Genomic DNA, 15,142 nt, shown 5'->3' on the forward strand with positions numbered 1-15,142 from the left:
GAAGGGCCTATGTTCTGCTACTTCCTTTCTGACGAATGACCAATGGTGGCAATCCATCCTGGGAGATGAAACCCGGCACTGTGCTGGGGGCGGATCGTTTTCTCCTGATCGAGCCATTGGGGCAGGGTGGTATGGGCGTCGTGTGGCTGGCGCATGACCAGCGGCTGGATGAGGACGTGGCGTTGAAGCTGGTGCCACCGGAGATCCGCACGGATGCCGGAGCGTTGGAGGACTTAAGACGGGAAACGTTGCGGAGCCGCCGCCTGTCGCATCCGAACATCATCCGTCTGCATGATCTGAATGAATTTCCCGGTGAACCGCCGTTCATCTCCATGGAATTCGTGGATGGGCAGAACGTCGCCGCTTTGAAGGCGAAGCAGCCGAACCGACTTTTCACCTGGGAGCAGTTGCGTCCGATGGCGAAGCAGCTTTGCGATGCGCTGGATTATGCGCATGGCGAGAAGGTGGTGCATCGCGATCTGAAACCGGCGAACATGATGGTGGACCGGCGGGGGCGGTTGAAGCTGGCGGATTTCGGACTGGCGGCGGTGGTGACGGAGCTGACCAGCCGTGTCTCCCTCAAAGCGAACACGAGCGGCACGCCTGCCTACATGAGTCCGCAACAGATGGATGGCCGCACGCCGCGGGTGACGGATGACATCTACGCGCTGGGTGCCACGTTCTACGAACTGCTGACGAGCAAGCCGCCTTTTTATCACGGAGACATCTCGCATCAGGTGCGCAACTTGCCACCGGACCCTATCGAGCAACGCTTGTCGGAACTGGAATTGACGAATGTGGTGCCTGCTTATGTGAGTGAAATCATTCTGGCGTGTCTGGCAAAAGAACCGGCGCAACGTCCACAAAATGCTGCCGTTGTGGCGGAGATGTTGCAGCTCGGCGGGCAATCGGTGATGAGCACGCTGGCGCTGGGTAGCACGCAGTCTTCGGTTTCTGGCAGTGCTTCGTCTGTCCCTTCTGTATCGCGGACGCCTTTATCAGAATCAGTTGCCGCACCATCGGGAATTCCCATGCCGCATATGGCTGCGGAGGAGCCCGAGCCGTTGCCGGTGGAGAAGCCAAAGGCAGCGCGTGGTAAACTGGTCTTGGCAGTGGTGGCGGGTTTGTTGGTGTTGGGCGTGATCGGTTTCATGATGCGGCCTGAGACGGTAACTGAGGGAGATGACTCCAATCCGCCGACACCAGTTCCGGTGAATACTGCCTCTGCAAATACCGCGCCCATGGTTTCTCTCGGCAGGGTGGAGTTGTTCAACGGACGCAATCTGGATGGTTGGAGCAGGATGGGTTCTCCTGATGCCTGGCGCGTGGAAGACGGTGTGATCAAGGGCACGATGCGCCTGCCGGAGAGGGCGTATCTGATCTCAAACCGACGGGCGCAAAATTTTGAACTGACGTTTGAGTATAACCCGGCACGTCAGAAGGAAGGGAATGGTCATCACGGACTTTTTTACCGCGCCACTGCTCCAGCACCGGGAAGAATAGGCAGAGGACTGGCCATGCCGTTGGAGCCCGGACCAAACAACGGTCGTCTGCTGGTGGGAGATGGCACGGGTTTCATCGATCAACCTATCACTCGCGCGGAGCCTTTGAAGACGGACGACTGGAACCAGATCCGCGTGCGTGTGGAAGGTACACGGATCACCCAGGCAATCAACGGCGTCACGACTTACGAGGCAGACCGTACAGACTTGTTCGCTTCGCCGCCCGGCGATCAAATCATGTTCGAGATCTGGACTACCGGGACCGGTGGTGAGCGCTCTATCCAGATACGGAACATCGTATTGCAGCCGTTGGGCCATCCGCAGAGTAATTCTGGTTTCCGTGGTCGAGTTGACGGCGCGGTTGAGTGGGAAAACCTTTACATGGAAAGACTGGGAAACACAGATGAGTTCCGCAGTATTGACCAAGAGGCGTTTCCCTCTGGAAGTTGGACGGTGGAGAATGGCATCTTAAAAACGATCCCGGGTTCGCCGCGCGTAGATCTTTTCACCAAGCGGACTTATGGCGATTTTGCCTTTGAGATGATGTATACGCTGGGTGGCTCCGATAACAGCGGTGTCATTTACCGGGCTGCAGCCGGTGGGCGCAATTCGTTCGAGACCGGGGCTGAACTGCAATTGTTGGGTGCAGATGTCACTGTAAACCAGCCGGAGCAAAGTCATGGTGCTTTGTATGGTTTGCTGCCCCCAACAGGTGCTCCCGGCATGGGTTCATATGGGGTCAATTTCGTCGAGGTTTGGGTGGAAAAAGGACAAGTGCAGCATTTTCTGAACAAAAATTTAGTGCTGAGCTATGACTGGAACAGCCCTGAGCTTCGGCAGAAGATCCAGCAAAGCCGCAATTTTAAGCACCCACAGTTCATGCGGCTGAAGGAAGGGCACATCGTCATCCAGCATTATGGTGGTGATATGCGGATACGCGCGATGCGGGTGAGAAGGCTGTGAGAGATTTCCTGTTTCTTTCAGAACGAACAGTGGCGCCTCCGGTCTAACTTTTGATGCCCCAAACGGATCCAGCGCAAAACGAAGGCCGCAAGCTGACGCGCAGGCGTTGGATCATTGGCACATTGCTGGCCGCACCGATCCTGGGTGCGCTTAATGCGCTCTGGTGGGAGCCGACTTGGCTGAAGGTGTCGCGCCCAAAACTTTCCCTGCCGAATGCGAGGACGCGCATCGTGCATCTAACGGACCTTCATCACAAAGGAGATCGGGCATGGTTGGAAAAGGTGGTGAAAGCCGTCAATACGCAGGAGCCGAAGATCGTTTGCTTTACGGGTGATCTGGTGGAGGAGAGTTCTCATCTGGCAGAGACGCTCGAGATATTGAGCGGGATCAAAGCACCGATTTTCGGTGTGCCGGGAAATCATGATGACTGGTCGGGGATCAATTTCACTGAGGTGAAGAAATCGTTTCAGAAAAACGGCGGCGACTGGCTGGAGGATGGCAGTGTGACACTGGAGAATGGGCGGCTGGCAATCGTGGGATCAACCATCAAGAAGGCGATGCCGGTGATGCCGACGGCGGAACGACGCATCGCGCTGTTTCACTATCCGCAATGGGTGGAGAAGCTGGGCGGGCAGAAGTATGACTTGATGTTGGCGGGGCATTCGCACGGCGGCCAGGTGCGGATACCGGGGTATGGTCCGCTCATCGTGCCGTTTCAGGTGGGGAGATATGATTTGGGATTATTCCAAACGGCTGCAGGGCCGCTGTATGTGAGTTCGGGCATCGGGTGGTTCATGTGGAAGCTGCGATTCAATTGCCGTCCAGAGATCGCGGTGTTCGAGGTGTGACAGTATTTCACGGAACAGGTTTACGCGGACCAGGCAGTGGAATTGGGGTGAGGGAAATCACGCCGTTGGTGTGGATATGGAGATCCAGTCCGGCTTGTTCTTTCAGAACCAGTCTTAGGAGTTCGATGCTTTCAGCTTTGGGGAGGAAACCATAGGTATCTATGCGGATGGGGGTGCTAGTGTTCAGCCCGGGTGATACTTGCAGCGGCACACCGAAGTTATGCTGAAGAACATAGAGAAAATCGCCCAAAGGAATGTCATTCATGGCGAAGGATTGGGGCCAGACAGGGGCAGGGACTGAATTGGTGAATGAGATGGAACGCAGCAGATTGGTGACTTTGAAACGGATGGAGACATCAGGATCGGAGAGGAAGCGGGTGAGTACCTGTTGACGGATGGATTCATCCGATTCCCGTTCGATGAATTGCATTAGAGCATTTCCACGGACAACGGAGTCCGTATCGCTGGAGACTTTGTGCAAGACAGGTTTGATCTCATTTGTAGCCTGAGGATGGGCTGCGATCAGCGCTCTGGTGCAGGAGTCACGGACACGCGCATCTGGATGTTGCAACAGAGGAGTGTTTAAAGGGAGGATTGATGAGGCGGCAGTTTTTCGGCGCGCAACAATATCCAAAGCTTCTTCAACGACCGGTGGTGAAGGGTCGTGGAAAGCTTTCTGCAAGATAGGAATCAAGGCGGCATCTTCCATGCCGACAGTGTCCAAAAGCCAAATGGCACGCTTGCGCATCTCAGCATCCGGGTGGTCGAGCAGCGGTATAAGTTGTGGAATCGCGCTGTGGCCAGCATGCCCGAGTCTGGCCAGTCCGACACCTCCCCGCCAATGAATCTCTCCCAAGGTGAGTGGTTGATTGAGGTTCAACCAAGAAGCATTTCTGTACAGGTAAATGTGTAGGCCTCTTGGGATGGTATCTTCGGCATGAAGCATCTCTACGAAATGAGACAGGGCATCGTCGCCCATCTGGCGAAGGGCATGATCCACCTGATCTGCAGTTATGAGGTGATAGGAGGGGTGGCGCGCATCTAGTGCGTCCAGATACTCGCTTAGCTTCTTTCCGTCGTACTCGGGTTCAGCCGAGCGATGGATGATGATCGCCAACACAACGATGACCGTCGCTATGATGGCGAATGTCCATTTGTATTTCTGAAATGACGGTTTGCTGGTCATGCCTCAGTCGAAGTCTGAGCAGCTCATGAAGTAGTGGCACTTGGGGCAGCGGAGTTTGCATTTCTCGTTGTGGAGTTCCGTGCCGCAACGCGGGCACCAGCGCCAGTATTCACCGGTGACATCACAGACATCGGGCGATGCCTCGCTGGAGGGTGCAGGGTCAGACGCGGGCTGGTCATCCTTTGTCATGTAAGAACGGTAACCACCGCAGCTTGTGTGGCAAGCGTCCGCTTAACCGCCGAAGGCTTTGGCCTTTTGGGCGAGCTGTTTCTGGAGACTGCCGCAGACGAGCTTGCAGAGGTCGAAGACCATCGGGTCAGCGATGAAGTAGTAGACGTTCAAGCCTTCCTTGCGGCGGCCCACCATGCCGGCATCGGCCAAGAGGGTGAGATGCTTGGAAACATTCGCCTGGCCGGCGCCTGTTTCGCTCACCAGTTCGCCGACAGTGCGTTCGCCGCTCTCCAGCAACTGGAGCAGGCGCAGCCGCATGGGCTCGGCAAGCACCTTGAAACGGGCCGCCACGAGTTCCAAGGCTTCAGGCGGCAAACCGGCGGCAGTGGTTTTGGTTTTGACCATACGCAAAATCGTCCCTTGACATATATAACTAGTTAGTTATATAGTCAATTAACATCAAAGTTAAGAACAATATGAATGCGACCTGTGACATTGCCAGCCGAAACCACCGCGGCCTCACCCCGCAGCAACTGCAAGAGCAGCTAGAGCGCAAAGAAGTCTGCACCGTCATCGATGTCCGTGAACCGATGGAGTTCGCAGGCGGACACCTGGCCTGCGCCCGGCTGATCCCCTTGGGCGACTTGGAGAAGCGATTGGTCGAGATCCCGACCGATCAGCCTCTGGTCGTGGTGTGCCGTTCCGGGAAGCGGAGCGGGCAGGCAGCCAGTCTGTTGCAAGGCAAGGGGTTCAAACAGGTCCGCTCCTTGGAGGGCGGTCTGATGGCGTGGGAAGCGGCGGGCCTGCCGTTGGAACGCGATGCCAAAGCGCCCATCTCGCTTGAACGCCAAGTACGCATCGCCGCCGGGGCCTTGGTCTTGGTGGGTGTGCTGCTGGGCACGTTTGTTCATCCCGCGTTCTACGGATTGAGCGGGTTTGTCGGTGCGGGACTCATCTTCGCGGGCATCACGGATTGGTGCGGCATGGGCATGCTGCTGGCCAAGGCGCCGTGGAATCGCTGCCAGACCAGTTGCCGCTGAATCGGCAAAGAATGCGTGGGGTAAGACAAAGCACGGACAGCGAGGGCAATTCCACAAGTCCAAGCTGATATAGGAAGACAAAGGATTATGCTGCTGGCACTCACACTCGGAGCGGGAATCGGCCTCGCCTTGGGCCTCTTGGGAGGCGGCGGGTCAGTGATCACCGTTCCGGTGCTGGTCTATGCGGCGGGAGTGAGTCCAGCGGATGCGGTCGCCATGTCGCTGGCGGTGGTTGGTGGCACGAGCTTGGTCGGCGCGTGGCTCAAGCATCGGGAGCAGCAGGTGCATAAGCAGGCCACGATGATGTTTGGCGGCATCGGCATGCTAGGCGCATGGGCGGGTGCGCATCTCACGCCACTGGTCACACCCAAGACGTTACTGGTGCTCTTTGCGCTGCTGATGGTGAGCATTGCGACCATCATGTTACTGCGTAAGGAATCCGAACTGACGCCAAAGCCGGAGTGCCGACCATTTCGTTGCCTCTTGTCCGGGTTAGGTGTCGGGGTGCTCACTGGGTTTCTGGGCGTAGGCGGCGGTTTCTTGCTGGTGCCTGCGATGGTCATCTTTGGCCGGTTGCCGATGAAGATGGCGGTGGGCACTTCGTTGGTCGTCATCGCTTTCAACTCGTTTGCCGGACTCATCGGTCATGGACTCAATGCCCGCCTCGATTGGTCGCTCACGGGTGCGTTCTTGCTGGTGGCCGTCATCGGGATGATCGCCGGGAGCCGATTGGCGAATGACTTTCCGGTAGCGCGGCTGCAAAAGGCTTTCGCGGGATTCGTAATGGCTGTTGCCGCGTTCCTGCTCCTGAAGAATTTAACTTAAAAACGAACACTCAAGATCCACAGGCTTATGATACTAAAACGTTATTTTGTCGAAGGGCTCGCCCACGCTTCCTATCTGGTGGGCAGCAAGGGCGAGGCAGTGGTGATCGATCCCAAACGCGACGTGGAAGATTATCTCGCGGACGCCGCAGTCGAGGGGTTGCGCATCACCGCCATTTTGAATACGCACCCGCATGCGGATTTCGCGAGCGGTTTCATCGAGTTGGCGCAACGCAGCGGCGCGACCATCTACACCTCGCATCTCGCGCCGGTGATCTATCAGCATCGGCCGGCGAAAGATGGCGACCGCATCACAGTGGGTGACCTGGAGATCGAGATGCTCGAAACACCGGGCCATTCACCGGACAGTCTAAGCTTTCTGGTGAGCAAAGATGGGAAACCGGAAGTGGTCTTCACAGGCGACCTGTTGTTCGTGAACGATGTAGGTCGTCCGGATCTGCGTGATGCCGATGCCGACCCGGTCGTGCTGGCGGATCAATTGTATGATTCCCTGTTCAACAAGATCCTCAGCCTGCCGGGCGCGGTGAAGGTGTATCCCGCGCACGGGGCCGGTTCGCTTTGCGGACGGGCCTTGGGTTCGGCCCCATTCACCACCGTGGCACAAGAACAGCAGAACAATTGGGCGGCACAGATCAAGGACCGGAAGGAATTCGTGAAGCAGATGACGGCGAATCTCCCGGCGCGCCCGGCCTACTTCAGCTACGATGTGGGCATCAATGTGCAAGGGGCCTCGCCCTATAGTGAATTGCCAGCGCTCAAACAACTGACGGAAGAGCAAGTGAAGGCGGCGGCTAGTGCCGGGGCATACGTCATTGATACACGCACCGGGCCGTTCTTCGGCGCAGGTCATTTTCCGAACAGTCTGAATATCGGGATGGGCAGTGCCATGTTCTCCACCTGGACCGGTTTCTTTGTGCCGGGTGGTAAACCGATCGTGCTGGTGGTCGGCGCAGCGGCCAACGCAGCGAAAGCCCGGCTGGAACTGGCCCGCATCGGATTCGACAATGTGGTGGGTTATGTGGAAGCGGATTCGCTACATGAGACCCGGCAGCTTTCGCAGCTCAGTGTCTGCGATCTCAAGTCAGGCTTGAAGCGTGGCGATGCGCCCATCGTGCTGGATGTGCGCACGCCGGGCGAATGGAACTCGGGACATATCGAAGGTGCCGAGCATATTCCCCTGCCCGACCTGATGAAGCGCATGGAAGAATGCCCGAAAGACGAATCGCTCGCGGTCATCTGCGGCAGTGGCTATCGCAGCACCATCGCGGCCAGCATTTTGATGGGGGCCGGATTCACGCGGGTGCAGAATGTGATGGGCGGCATGGGTGCGTATCAGGAGACGAAGTGCGCGAGCTGGCAGGCGGCGGATCTGGTCTTCGCGAAGTGAAGTTGCTGGCAGATTGTTCGTGAAATCAATCACGTGAGCCGCTTTCATCAGCGGCACGTGAGCAATCGGGACAATATGAAGACGGACGTGCTGGTCATCGGGGCTGGTGCGGCGGGATTGATGTGCGCCATCACGGCGGGCCAGCGTGGCCGGTCGGTGCGGGTGCTGGAGCATAATGAGCGTGTGGGGAAGAAGATACTCATCTCCGGTGGTGGGCGTTGCAATTTCACGAACTTGGGAGTGGGGCCGGATAACTACATCTCGAACAATCCGCATTTTGTGAAGTCGGCGTTGGCGCGGTATAAGCCGAAGGATTTCATCGCGCTGGTGGAGCGGCACGGCATCGCGTATCACGAGAAGAAGCTCGGGCAGCAATTCTGTGATACGAGTTCAAAGGAGATCGTGGACATGCTGCTCACGGAGTGTGAGTGGGCGGGCGTGGCGATCAGCCTGAACTGCAAGGTGACGGCGGTGCAGAAGACCACGTGCTATCAGGTGCAGACGAATCAGGGGGTGTATGAGGCGGATTCGCTGGTGGTCTCGTGTGGCGCGCTTTCTTTTCCGAATCTGGGGGTGTCGGATTTCGGGTATCGTCTGGCCGAGCAGTTTGGGTTGAAGGTGCTGCCGCGTCGGCCGGGATTGGTGCCGCTGAAATTCAATGAACAGGATTTGCGCGCGTATGCGGAGTTGAGCGGGCTTTCGGTGGATACGATCGCGACGGCGAATGGAAAATCGTTTCGTGAAAATATCCTGTTCACGCATCGTGGCATCACGGGACCTGCGATCTTGCAGGTGTCGTCGTATCGCGGAGAGAATGATCCAATCACGATCAACATGTTGCCGGATCAGTCAGCAAAGGAGTTGTTGCTGGCGAACAAGACGGATGCGCGGGAGCTGCCGAATTTTTTGAGCCAATATGTGCCGCGACGTTTTGCGCATGCATGGTGTGCACAGAATCAACTGGTGAAGCCGGTGAAGCATTTCAAGCCGGCGGAACTGGAGGACATTGGCACGCGGTTGCAGAACTGGACGATCAAGCCGAGTGGCACGGAAGGTTACGTGAAGGCGGAGGTGACGCTGGGGGGCATTGATACGGATGAGCTCTCCTCCAAGACGATGGAGTCGCGCAAGGTGCCGGGGCTTTATTTCATCGGCGAGGTGGTGGATGTGACGGGATGGCTGGGCGGGTATAATTTTCAGTGGGCGTGGGCGTCAGGTCATGCGGCGGGGGAAGTGGTGTGAGGAGTCTGGACTTTGAGTGTCGCGCGTGTAATTTCTAAGGCACATGAAGGAGAGTAAGGTGCATGATTTTTTGCAATCATAAGGACGCGAGGGAAACCGGGCTGGTGTGCGAACATCTTCTGGAGAAAAGAGAAGGCAGTGAATATTTCAAAGGTAGCCAGAAGTATCACCGTTATTTTACCGGCAAAGCTGCGAAATTCGTACTCATCTGCCCTGCTTGCGCAGAAGATGGGGTGCATCATGGTGTCACTCATTGGCGAACGATTTGCCACAATTGTGTGCTGAACATCAGTGGCAGCCAGAAGATATGCGACTTAGGCAGTCCTGAAATTTCAATCTCTGACACCGGCCTCAGGCTCAAGCATGAGCAGCATGAAGTGCGTGCTGAAATGGCTGGATTCAGTGCCATAGCTCCGTTGGGCACAACATCAGAAGGAGCATGGATCACGGTTACTTCGGAACGTCGTCTGGTGAGAATTGTTCCAACTGCGGGAAAGTGGGAAGAGGTGGCTGAACTGGCAGTGTTGCCCATCAACCCGGAGTTGCAAATCTCGCTCGTGGCATCTGATGACGGACGCTACGTGGCCATCGTCAACACGTATGATTCCAAAGGTTGTGTGTGGGACATGGAAAAGCGGTCTGTGGTGTTGAGTTTTGACCGTAAAGATTACTACAACGAGCATTGCCGGTATCCTGTGGCCTTCACAAAGCATGAAGGCAAGACCCTCGTGATTTACGCAACGGATTGGAACCGATTGGATGTGCTAGATCTGGAAACAGGCAAGCCAGTAGCTGAAAGGGCGTGGGAGATCTATAAGGACGTGAATGATGATCGTCCCGCGCATTATCTGGATTATTTTCACTGCGGATTGGCGGTTTCGCCGAATGGTGAGTGGCTCGCAGACAATGGCTGGGTCTGGCATCCGTTTGGCGTTGTGAGCACTTGGAGTCTCAAAAAATGGTTGCAGGAAAACCCTTGGGAATCTGAGGACGGGACTTCCAAAAAGTATGTTTGCGACCGGGCTTACTATTGGGATGGGCCGATGTGTTGGGTGGGCAGTGAGGTGCTGGCGGTTTGGGGATTGGGCGATGATGATTATACCCTCGTTCCAGGGGTGATGTTATTTGATGTCACGACAGGCCAGGAATTGAAGCGTTTTGCTGGTCCATTGGGAGATTCCAAGTATGAGATGATAGAAGCCAGCGAGACGGAGTCGTCTATTTACAATGCGGCGGGCACCATGGTCTTTGATAAATATCTATTCTCCTGGATGCCGAAGAAGCCTTTCTCCGTGTGGGATGTAGAGGATGGAGCGCGGTTGCTTGAAGTAAGTGATTATACTCCGATGGCCTATCACTACGGAACCAAAGAATTTTTGTCCGTCACAACGGAAGGGACACTGTGCTTGAGTCGTGTCGTATAAGCAGTTCCTCTAACCGCTCCCGCCGATAAGCAAAGATGCGTTCGACATCGGCGCGCACGAACAGCTTATCGATGAGCCAGCCGCCGGGGACTTGGTATTCCACGCGATCTTTGCAGAGGGTGCCGCCGTCTTTTTCTTCGAAGGTGTGTTCGTGGACCCATTTGTGATAGGGGCCGATCACTTGTTCATCTACGAAGCGATAGGGAGGTTCCCAGGCCTTGATGTGCGTGCGCCATTTCACGGGGATGCCGCGGATCTTCAATTTATAGTCGATGAGCGTGCCTGGACGCATCTCGATGGGGGAAGGCGTGAGTGTCTGGAAGTTCAGCCACGAGGGGGTGATCGCTTCCAGATTCGCAGCATCTGCGAAGAAGGGGAAAATCTTTTCGCGCGGCAGGGGCAGCCAGAGCTGCGTGGTAAAGACGTGGGTCATTTCGGAGTGTGAATTCTATGGATTCAAAAAGTTCCGGCACCCCTCACCCCTCCGAGCTCCGACAGAGTCGCGAGTCCGGGCGAGGGTAATGGCGCTACCGACATTCTGAACATAGAAGTTCATGCGAGAGCTATAAATCAATCCACACAGCGGCAGGCGGGGCGGGTGGCGCGCAGTTCATCGAGCTTAATGGTGAACTGGAGGAGGCAGTCCAAGTGTTGGATGCCAGTGCTGGTCACCGTGGGGGCGTAGGCCGGAGCAGCGCGGCCACCGATGAGGATGGCCATGTCTGTGGGTAATGATTCGCGCAAAGTCAGGAGTTCTTCACTGAGGCGCGGATCGTCTACTGGATAAACGATGCTGAGAGCGACCGCACGAGCGCCACAAAGGAGAGCGGCAGCACCGACCTCTTCAGCAGGCAGATTGGGGCCGAGATAGGTCACGCGCCAACCTTGGTTCGCGGCCAAGGCGGCGATGAGGATGGCTCCTAATTCATGCAACTGACCAGGCGGAGTGGAAACTACCAGGACGGGAGCAGATTCAACGGGCGGGCACGCTTTGATGGTGTTACTGAGAAAGGTGCGGAGGATGGCGGAGGCGAAGTGTTCTTGAGCCACCTTGACCTGACCGCTTTCCCAGCGGTCTCCAACCATCTGAATGAGCGGGGGGACTAGTTTTTGGAGAAGGTTATCACGTCCAAATTGTTTCCCGGCGTGAATGAGCATTTCCTCCAGCTTGGAATCGTTCATTTTGCAAATCGCATTCAGTGCTTCTTCTACAAATTGCACGATAGCTAGGTTTTCCGGAGCCAAAGTCAGGGTGCTTGTCGTGGTATTTTCCGGCGATGTGACGGTGCAAGAACCTGCGATTTTGCCTGAAAGTTCACGCAATTCGCCCGCTGGGAGGGAGGCGATGCCGCCGATAGAATAGCCCGCCTTGGTCAACTGGCACAATAGCTGCAAATGCTCTATGTCGGCGTCGGAGTAAAGACGGCGGTTAGTGCCAGAGCGGGACGGTTGAACGGCACCATAACGTCTCTCCCAGACCCGGATGACGTGGGGTGTCAACCCGGTCTTACGGGCAGCTACCTTGATAGGATGACGCGATTCCATTAAACCAATTTAGACGATTTTTAGACGAAGGCAAGTTCTGACAGTGAAAAAAGTGTAGAAAAAGAAAGAGAAATGAAATCTGTCTAACGTTCTTTAGTTGTTCAAATAAAGGATGTTACGAGTTTAAATTGGCAGTATAAACAGATAAATTTTAGATAATTTGAACGACTGGTATATATTTTTAGACAAAGGACTTGGTGATGAACTCATCAATCTCTCAATAAAACACACAGGCTGAACCTCCAACTGAAAAAGAACACATGAAACTCGCCATCTCCTCCCGTTCTGTCCCGACCGCTCCGCGTCGTAAAGCGGTTTCAATCGCCGCTCCGGCTGTTAATCCTGCTTTGCCCGTCTCCATCAAGATTGCGCCTGTGCCTGTCTTGGCCCAGGCAGAAGAGGCGGACAAAAAGACCATAGTCGTCGAGAATTTTTCCCAGCCAGTGCCGGTGGAATACGAGCCGCGCACTGCTTACAGCCTCTATCTGCGCGAAGTGGGTGAGACGAAGTTGCTCTCCGCCCAAGAGGAGATCGAATTGGCGGCGCGTATCAAGAAAGGCGATGAAGCGGCTCGCGAACGGATGATCCGCGCGAACCTTCGCCTCGTGGTGAAGATCGCCCGTGATTACGAAGATTTCGGCCTGCCGCTGCTGGACTTGATCAATGAGGGCAACATTGGCCTGATGAAGGCCGTGGAACGTTTCGACCCGGCGAAGGGTGCGAAGTTCTCCACCTACAGCGCCTGGTGGATCAAGCAATCCATCAAACGCGCTTTGGCGAACCAGTCGAAGACCATCCGCCTGCCAGTGCATATGGTAGACAAGATCGCGAAGATGCGCCGGGCGGTGACAAAGCTCACGGAAGAGTTGGGTCGCGAGCCATCGGATGAGGAAGTGGGCGAGGAGATGGGCATCAAGACGCGTCGTGTGCGGCTCATGCGCCTCTCAGCGATGCGCCCGGCCTCGCTGGATCAACCGATTGGCGAAGATGACAGCAATGTGATGGGCGATCTTGTTCAGGACGAACGCGCGGTGAACGCGTATGAAGATCTGGAAAAGAAGACGCTCACGGCGCAGATCGCGGACCTGGTGAAGCATCTCGATCCGCGCGAGGCGAGCATCCTGCGTTATCGTTTCGGACTGGAAGGCGGCAAGGAACGTACGCTGGAAGAAGTGGGTAAGAAATTCGGCGTGACGCGTGAGCGCATCCGCCAGTTGCAGAATTCCGCGCTGCTGAAGCTCCGCAAGATGATGGAGCAGGCGGACATGATGCAGGCGGCGGCGTAAGGCTCAGTCTGAAATTGTCATCGCCGGTGCTGTCCTTGGGATGGCACCGGCGAGTTTGTTTTTTTAATGACGAATGACGAAGCTCTAATGACGAAGGAATGAGCAATGTCCAATGAGGGGGGAGATTTCACCACGGAGACACGGAGGGCTCGGAGTTTTTAAGCCACAGCCTCGACTAAAGCCGGGGTGAAATTGAACACGGATCACACGGATTTGGAATGGATCAGCAGCAGACCCAAACTTCTTGCCCATTCACAAAGGTTTTCTTTCTGGCTGGCTGTAGAGGGCGTCCCAGATGTTGCACCACCTGTCTGCGAAATTCCTCGGCAGTAACTGAGTGCCTCGATGATAAGACCCGCTCCATCTGCTCGGGAGTGAGCAGAGGTTTCACGGGCTGATCTTGTTGAGCGGTCTTCATCGCTATTCATACCAATACCCTGTGGTGGAATGCTTGGCAAGCGCCGCCGAGCTATTGCCCATCCAGGGCGATGCAGACGAGGTCGCCTTTGGCGTTGCGGGCGTAGAGTTTGCCATGGGCGAAGGCAGGGGCGGTCCATGTTTTGCCGCCGAGGATTTGGGCGCGGGCTTTGGGTTGGAAGCCAGTTCCAGTGACAGGGCCGGCCAGCAACTGACCGTTGCCGCCGAGGACGATGAGTTGATTACCAGCGGCGATGACGCCGCCGTTGCCGACGGGTTGCTGAAAGGTCCAGCGGTTTTGACCGGTCTTAGGATCGATGGCTTTCAGGGTGGCGCGTTCGGTGGTGTTGCCATCGATGCCTACGAGCAGGCCGCCGAGGACGATGCTGGGATTGAACTGATTGCGCATGTTCTTGTTTTCCCAGACGAGTTGCGGCTGGTTGCCTTGCACACGGATGAGGGCGCAGCCACGATTGTAACCGGAGGAGATGAAGAAGTGGTCATTCATCACCATGGGATCGGCGGCGTTCACATCGTAGCTGGTCTGCCATGGGAAGGCCCAGAGACGCTGACCGGTGGTGGGGTTCAGGGCGACGAGTTCTTTCGCAGCGAAGAGGGCGACACCGCGTTGACCATTCAAGGTGAAAGGGACAGGTGAGCCGTAACCAGCTTTGCCCGCTCCGCTCCGCCAGAGAATCTTGCCTGTGGTCTTGTCCACACCCACGCCGGCCAAACCGATGTTGTAAATGACGACGTTGCCTTCCACGAGTGGTGAGCCGGAGAAGCCCCAGTCTGGCAATTGTGCACCGGTCTTTTGCGCGAGGTTATCAGACCAAATGACTTTGCCGCTGGTTTTATCGAAGCAGAAGACCTGACCGCGTCGGCCGAGGGTGTAGACTTTATCACCATCCACGGTGGGCGTGGAGTTCGGGCCGCCTTCGTAGAGATTCGGATCGATGGGGGCGTCGTAACTGTGCGACCAAGCGACTTTGCCATCGGTGGCGTTCAGGCACCAGATGGTGTCTTTGTTCGCAGCGTTGCCTGAGGCGTACACTTTTCCGTCACTGATGGCGACGGAGGAGAAGCCCACACCGATCTGTGCCTTCCACAATTCTTTCGGCGCAGTGACGGGAAAGGCGGCGGTGAGTTTGTTCGTGGCGGCGATGCCGTTGTGATTTGGTCCGCGCCAGCGATTCCAATCGCCATCTTCTGCGAGAGCATTAAAGGAAAGCAGGCTGGTGAAAGTGGAGACGACCAAGGAAAGCCGGGAGGCAATAGGCATCATG

General features: G+C 56.2%; 14 protein-coding genes. 8 read left to right on the plus strand and 6 right to left on the minus strand.

The annotated features are described in order from the left end of the window. Positions 1-65: 65 nt before the first annotated feature. Complete coding sequence (locus VGH19_21365; GenBank protein ID HEY1173928.1) at positions 66-2,465, plus strand: family 16 glycoside hydrolase; 2,400 nt, start codon at positions 66-68, stop codon at positions 2,463-2,465. A 53-nt stretch (positions 2,466-2,518) separates the two neighbouring features. Then, positions 2,519-3,313 (plus strand): metallophosphoesterase, encoded by a 795-nt coding sequence (locus tag VGH19_21370; GenBank protein ID HEY1173929.1) that lies wholly within the window; start codon positions 2,519-2,521, stop codon positions 3,311-3,313. Positions 3,314-3,320: 7 nt separating this feature from the next. On the opposite strand, the gene VGH19_21375 is transcribed toward VGH19_21370, so the two are convergent. The 3 genes from VGH19_21375 to VGH19_21385 are packed head-to-tail and all read right to left on the minus strand — an operon-like array spanning position 3,321 to position 5,075. Then, the gene (locus tag VGH19_21375; GenBank protein ID HEY1173930.1) at positions 3,321-4,499 is read right to left on the minus strand and encodes a HEAT repeat domain-containing protein; all 1,179 of its coding nucleotides are present in this window, start codon (positions 4,497-4,499) and stop codon (positions 3,321-3,323) included. Between the two features lie 3 nt (positions 4,500-4,502). After that, on the minus strand, positions 4,503-4,688 hold the full coding sequence (locus tag VGH19_21380; GenBank protein HEY1173931.1) for a hypothetical protein: 186 nt from the start codon (positions 4,686-4,688) through the stop codon (positions 4,503-4,505). A 42-nt stretch (positions 4,689-4,730) separates the two neighbouring features. Next, positions 4,731-5,075: a metalloregulator ArsR/SmtB family transcription factor gene (locus VGH19_21385; protein HEY1173932.1), complete on the minus strand. Its 345-nt coding sequence runs from the start codon at positions 5,073-5,075 to the stop codon at positions 4,731-4,733. A gap of 71 nt (positions 5,076-5,146) precedes the next feature. On the opposite strand from VGH19_21385, the gene VGH19_21390 reads away from it, so the two are divergent. The 5 genes from VGH19_21390 to VGH19_21410 all read left to right on the plus strand — a co-directional run bounded on the left by VGH19_21390 (position 5,147) and on the right by VGH19_21410 (position 10,608). After that, positions 5,147-5,710 carry a rhodanese-like domain-containing protein gene (locus VGH19_21390; protein ID HEY1173933.1) on the plus strand — a complete coding sequence of 188 codons (564 nt, stop codon included), beginning with the start codon at positions 5,147-5,149 and terminating at the stop codon, positions 5,708-5,710. 87 nt (positions 5,711-5,797) lie between these two features. Beyond that, positions 5,798-6,535 (plus strand): sulfite exporter TauE/SafE family protein, encoded by a 738-nt coding sequence (locus VGH19_21395; protein HEY1173934.1) that lies wholly within the window; start codon positions 5,798-5,800, stop codon positions 6,533-6,535. 27 nt (positions 6,536-6,562) lie between these two features. Continuing rightward, entirely contained in the window at positions 6,563-7,942 is a 1,380-nt protein-coding gene (locus tag VGH19_21400; protein HEY1173935.1) for an MBL fold metallo-hydrolase, read from the plus strand. A gap of 75 nt (positions 7,943-8,017) precedes the next feature. Next, complete coding sequence (locus VGH19_21405; protein HEY1173936.1) at positions 8,018-9,184, plus strand: NAD(P)/FAD-dependent oxidoreductase; 1,167 nt, start codon at positions 8,018-8,020, stop codon at positions 9,182-9,184. 62 nt (positions 9,185-9,246) lie between these two features. Continuing rightward, positions 9,247-10,608, plus strand: a complete 1,362-nt coding sequence (locus VGH19_21410; protein HEY1173937.1) for a hypothetical protein — start codon at positions 9,247-9,249, stop codon at positions 10,606-10,608. On the opposite strand, the gene VGH19_21415 is transcribed toward VGH19_21410, so the two are convergent. Both VGH19_21415 and VGH19_21420 read right to left on the minus strand, forming a co-directional pair. Continuing rightward, positions 10,568-11,041: an SRPBCC family protein gene (locus tag VGH19_21415; protein HEY1173938.1), complete on the minus strand. Its 474-nt coding sequence runs from the start codon at positions 11,039-11,041 to the stop codon at positions 10,568-10,570. The two genes, VGH19_21410 and VGH19_21415, sit on opposite strands and share 41 nt — an antisense overlap. A 137-nt stretch (positions 11,042-11,178) precedes the next feature. Beyond that, on the minus strand, positions 11,179-12,153 hold the full coding sequence (locus VGH19_21420; GenBank protein HEY1173939.1) for a MerR family transcriptional regulator: 975 nt from the start codon (positions 12,151-12,153) through the stop codon (positions 11,179-11,181). Positions 12,154-12,413: 260 nt separating this feature from the next. Here VGH19_21420 and VGH19_21425 point away from each other — a divergent pair, with 260 nt between their 5' ends. Continuing rightward, positions 12,414-13,439, plus strand: a complete 1,026-nt coding sequence (locus tag VGH19_21425) for a sigma-70 family RNA polymerase sigma factor (protein ID HEY1173940.1) — start codon at positions 12,414-12,416, stop codon at positions 13,437-13,439. A 469-nt stretch (positions 13,440-13,908) separates the two neighbouring features. On the opposite strand, the gene VGH19_21430 is transcribed toward VGH19_21425, so the two are convergent. Further along, the gene (locus VGH19_21430; GenBank protein ID HEY1173941.1) at positions 13,909-15,141 is read right to left on the minus strand and encodes a PQQ-binding-like beta-propeller repeat protein; all 1,233 of its coding nucleotides are present in this window, start codon (positions 15,139-15,141) and stop codon (positions 13,909-13,911) included. Position 15,142: the final 1 nt, after the last annotated feature.

The sequence above is a fragment of the Verrucomicrobiia bacterium genome (assembly GCA_036405135.1).
Classification (GTDB): domain Bacteria; phylum Verrucomicrobiota; class Verrucomicrobiia; order Limisphaerales; family JAEYXS01; genus JAEYXS01.

Coding starts and splice junctions, on each gene's coding strand:
- VGH19_21420 (HEY1173939.1), bottom strand. CDS start 12,153: ATGGAATCGCGTCATCCTATCAAGGTAGCTGCCCGTAAGACCGGGTTG.
- VGH19_21400 (HEY1173935.1), top strand. CDS start 6,563: ATGATACTAAAACGTTATTTTGTCGAAGGGCTCGCCCACGCTTCCTAT.
- VGH19_21370 (HEY1173929.1), top strand. CDS start 2,519: ATGCCCCAAACGGATCCAGCGCAAAACGAAGGCCGCAAGCTGACGCGC.
- VGH19_21380 (HEY1173931.1), bottom strand. CDS start 4,688: ATGACAAAGGATGACCAGCCCGCGTCTGACCCTGCACCCTCCAGCGAG.
- VGH19_21365 (HEY1173928.1), top strand. CDS start 66: ATGAAACCCGGCACTGTGCTGGGGGCGGATCGTTTTCTCCTGATCGAG.
- VGH19_21375 (HEY1173930.1), bottom strand. CDS start 4,499: ATGACCAGCAAACCGTCATTTCAGAAATACAAATGGACATTCGCCATC.
- VGH19_21410 (HEY1173937.1), top strand. CDS start 9,247: ATGATTTTTTGCAATCATAAGGACGCGAGGGAAACCGGGCTGGTGTGC.
- VGH19_21415 (HEY1173938.1), bottom strand. CDS start 11,041: ATGACCCACGTCTTTACCACGCAGCTCTGGCTGCCCCTGCCGCGCGAA.
- VGH19_21395 (HEY1173934.1), top strand. CDS start 5,798: ATGCTGCTGGCACTCACACTCGGAGCGGGAATCGGCCTCGCCTTGGGC.
- VGH19_21425 (HEY1173940.1), top strand. CDS start 12,414: ATGAAACTCGCCATCTCCTCCCGTTCTGTCCCGACCGCTCCGCGTCGT.
- VGH19_21385 (HEY1173932.1), bottom strand. CDS start 5,075: ATGGTCAAAACCAAAACCACTGCCGCCGGTTTGCCGCCTGAAGCCTTG.
- VGH19_21405 (HEY1173936.1), top strand. CDS start 8,018: ATGAAGACGGACGTGCTGGTCATCGGGGCTGGTGCGGCGGGATTGATG.
- VGH19_21430 (HEY1173941.1), bottom strand. CDS start 15,141: ATGATGCCTATTGCCTCCCGGCTTTCCTTGGTCGTCTCCACTTTCACC.
- VGH19_21390 (HEY1173933.1), top strand. CDS start 5,147: ATGAATGCGACCTGTGACATTGCCAGCCGAAACCACCGCGGCCTCACC.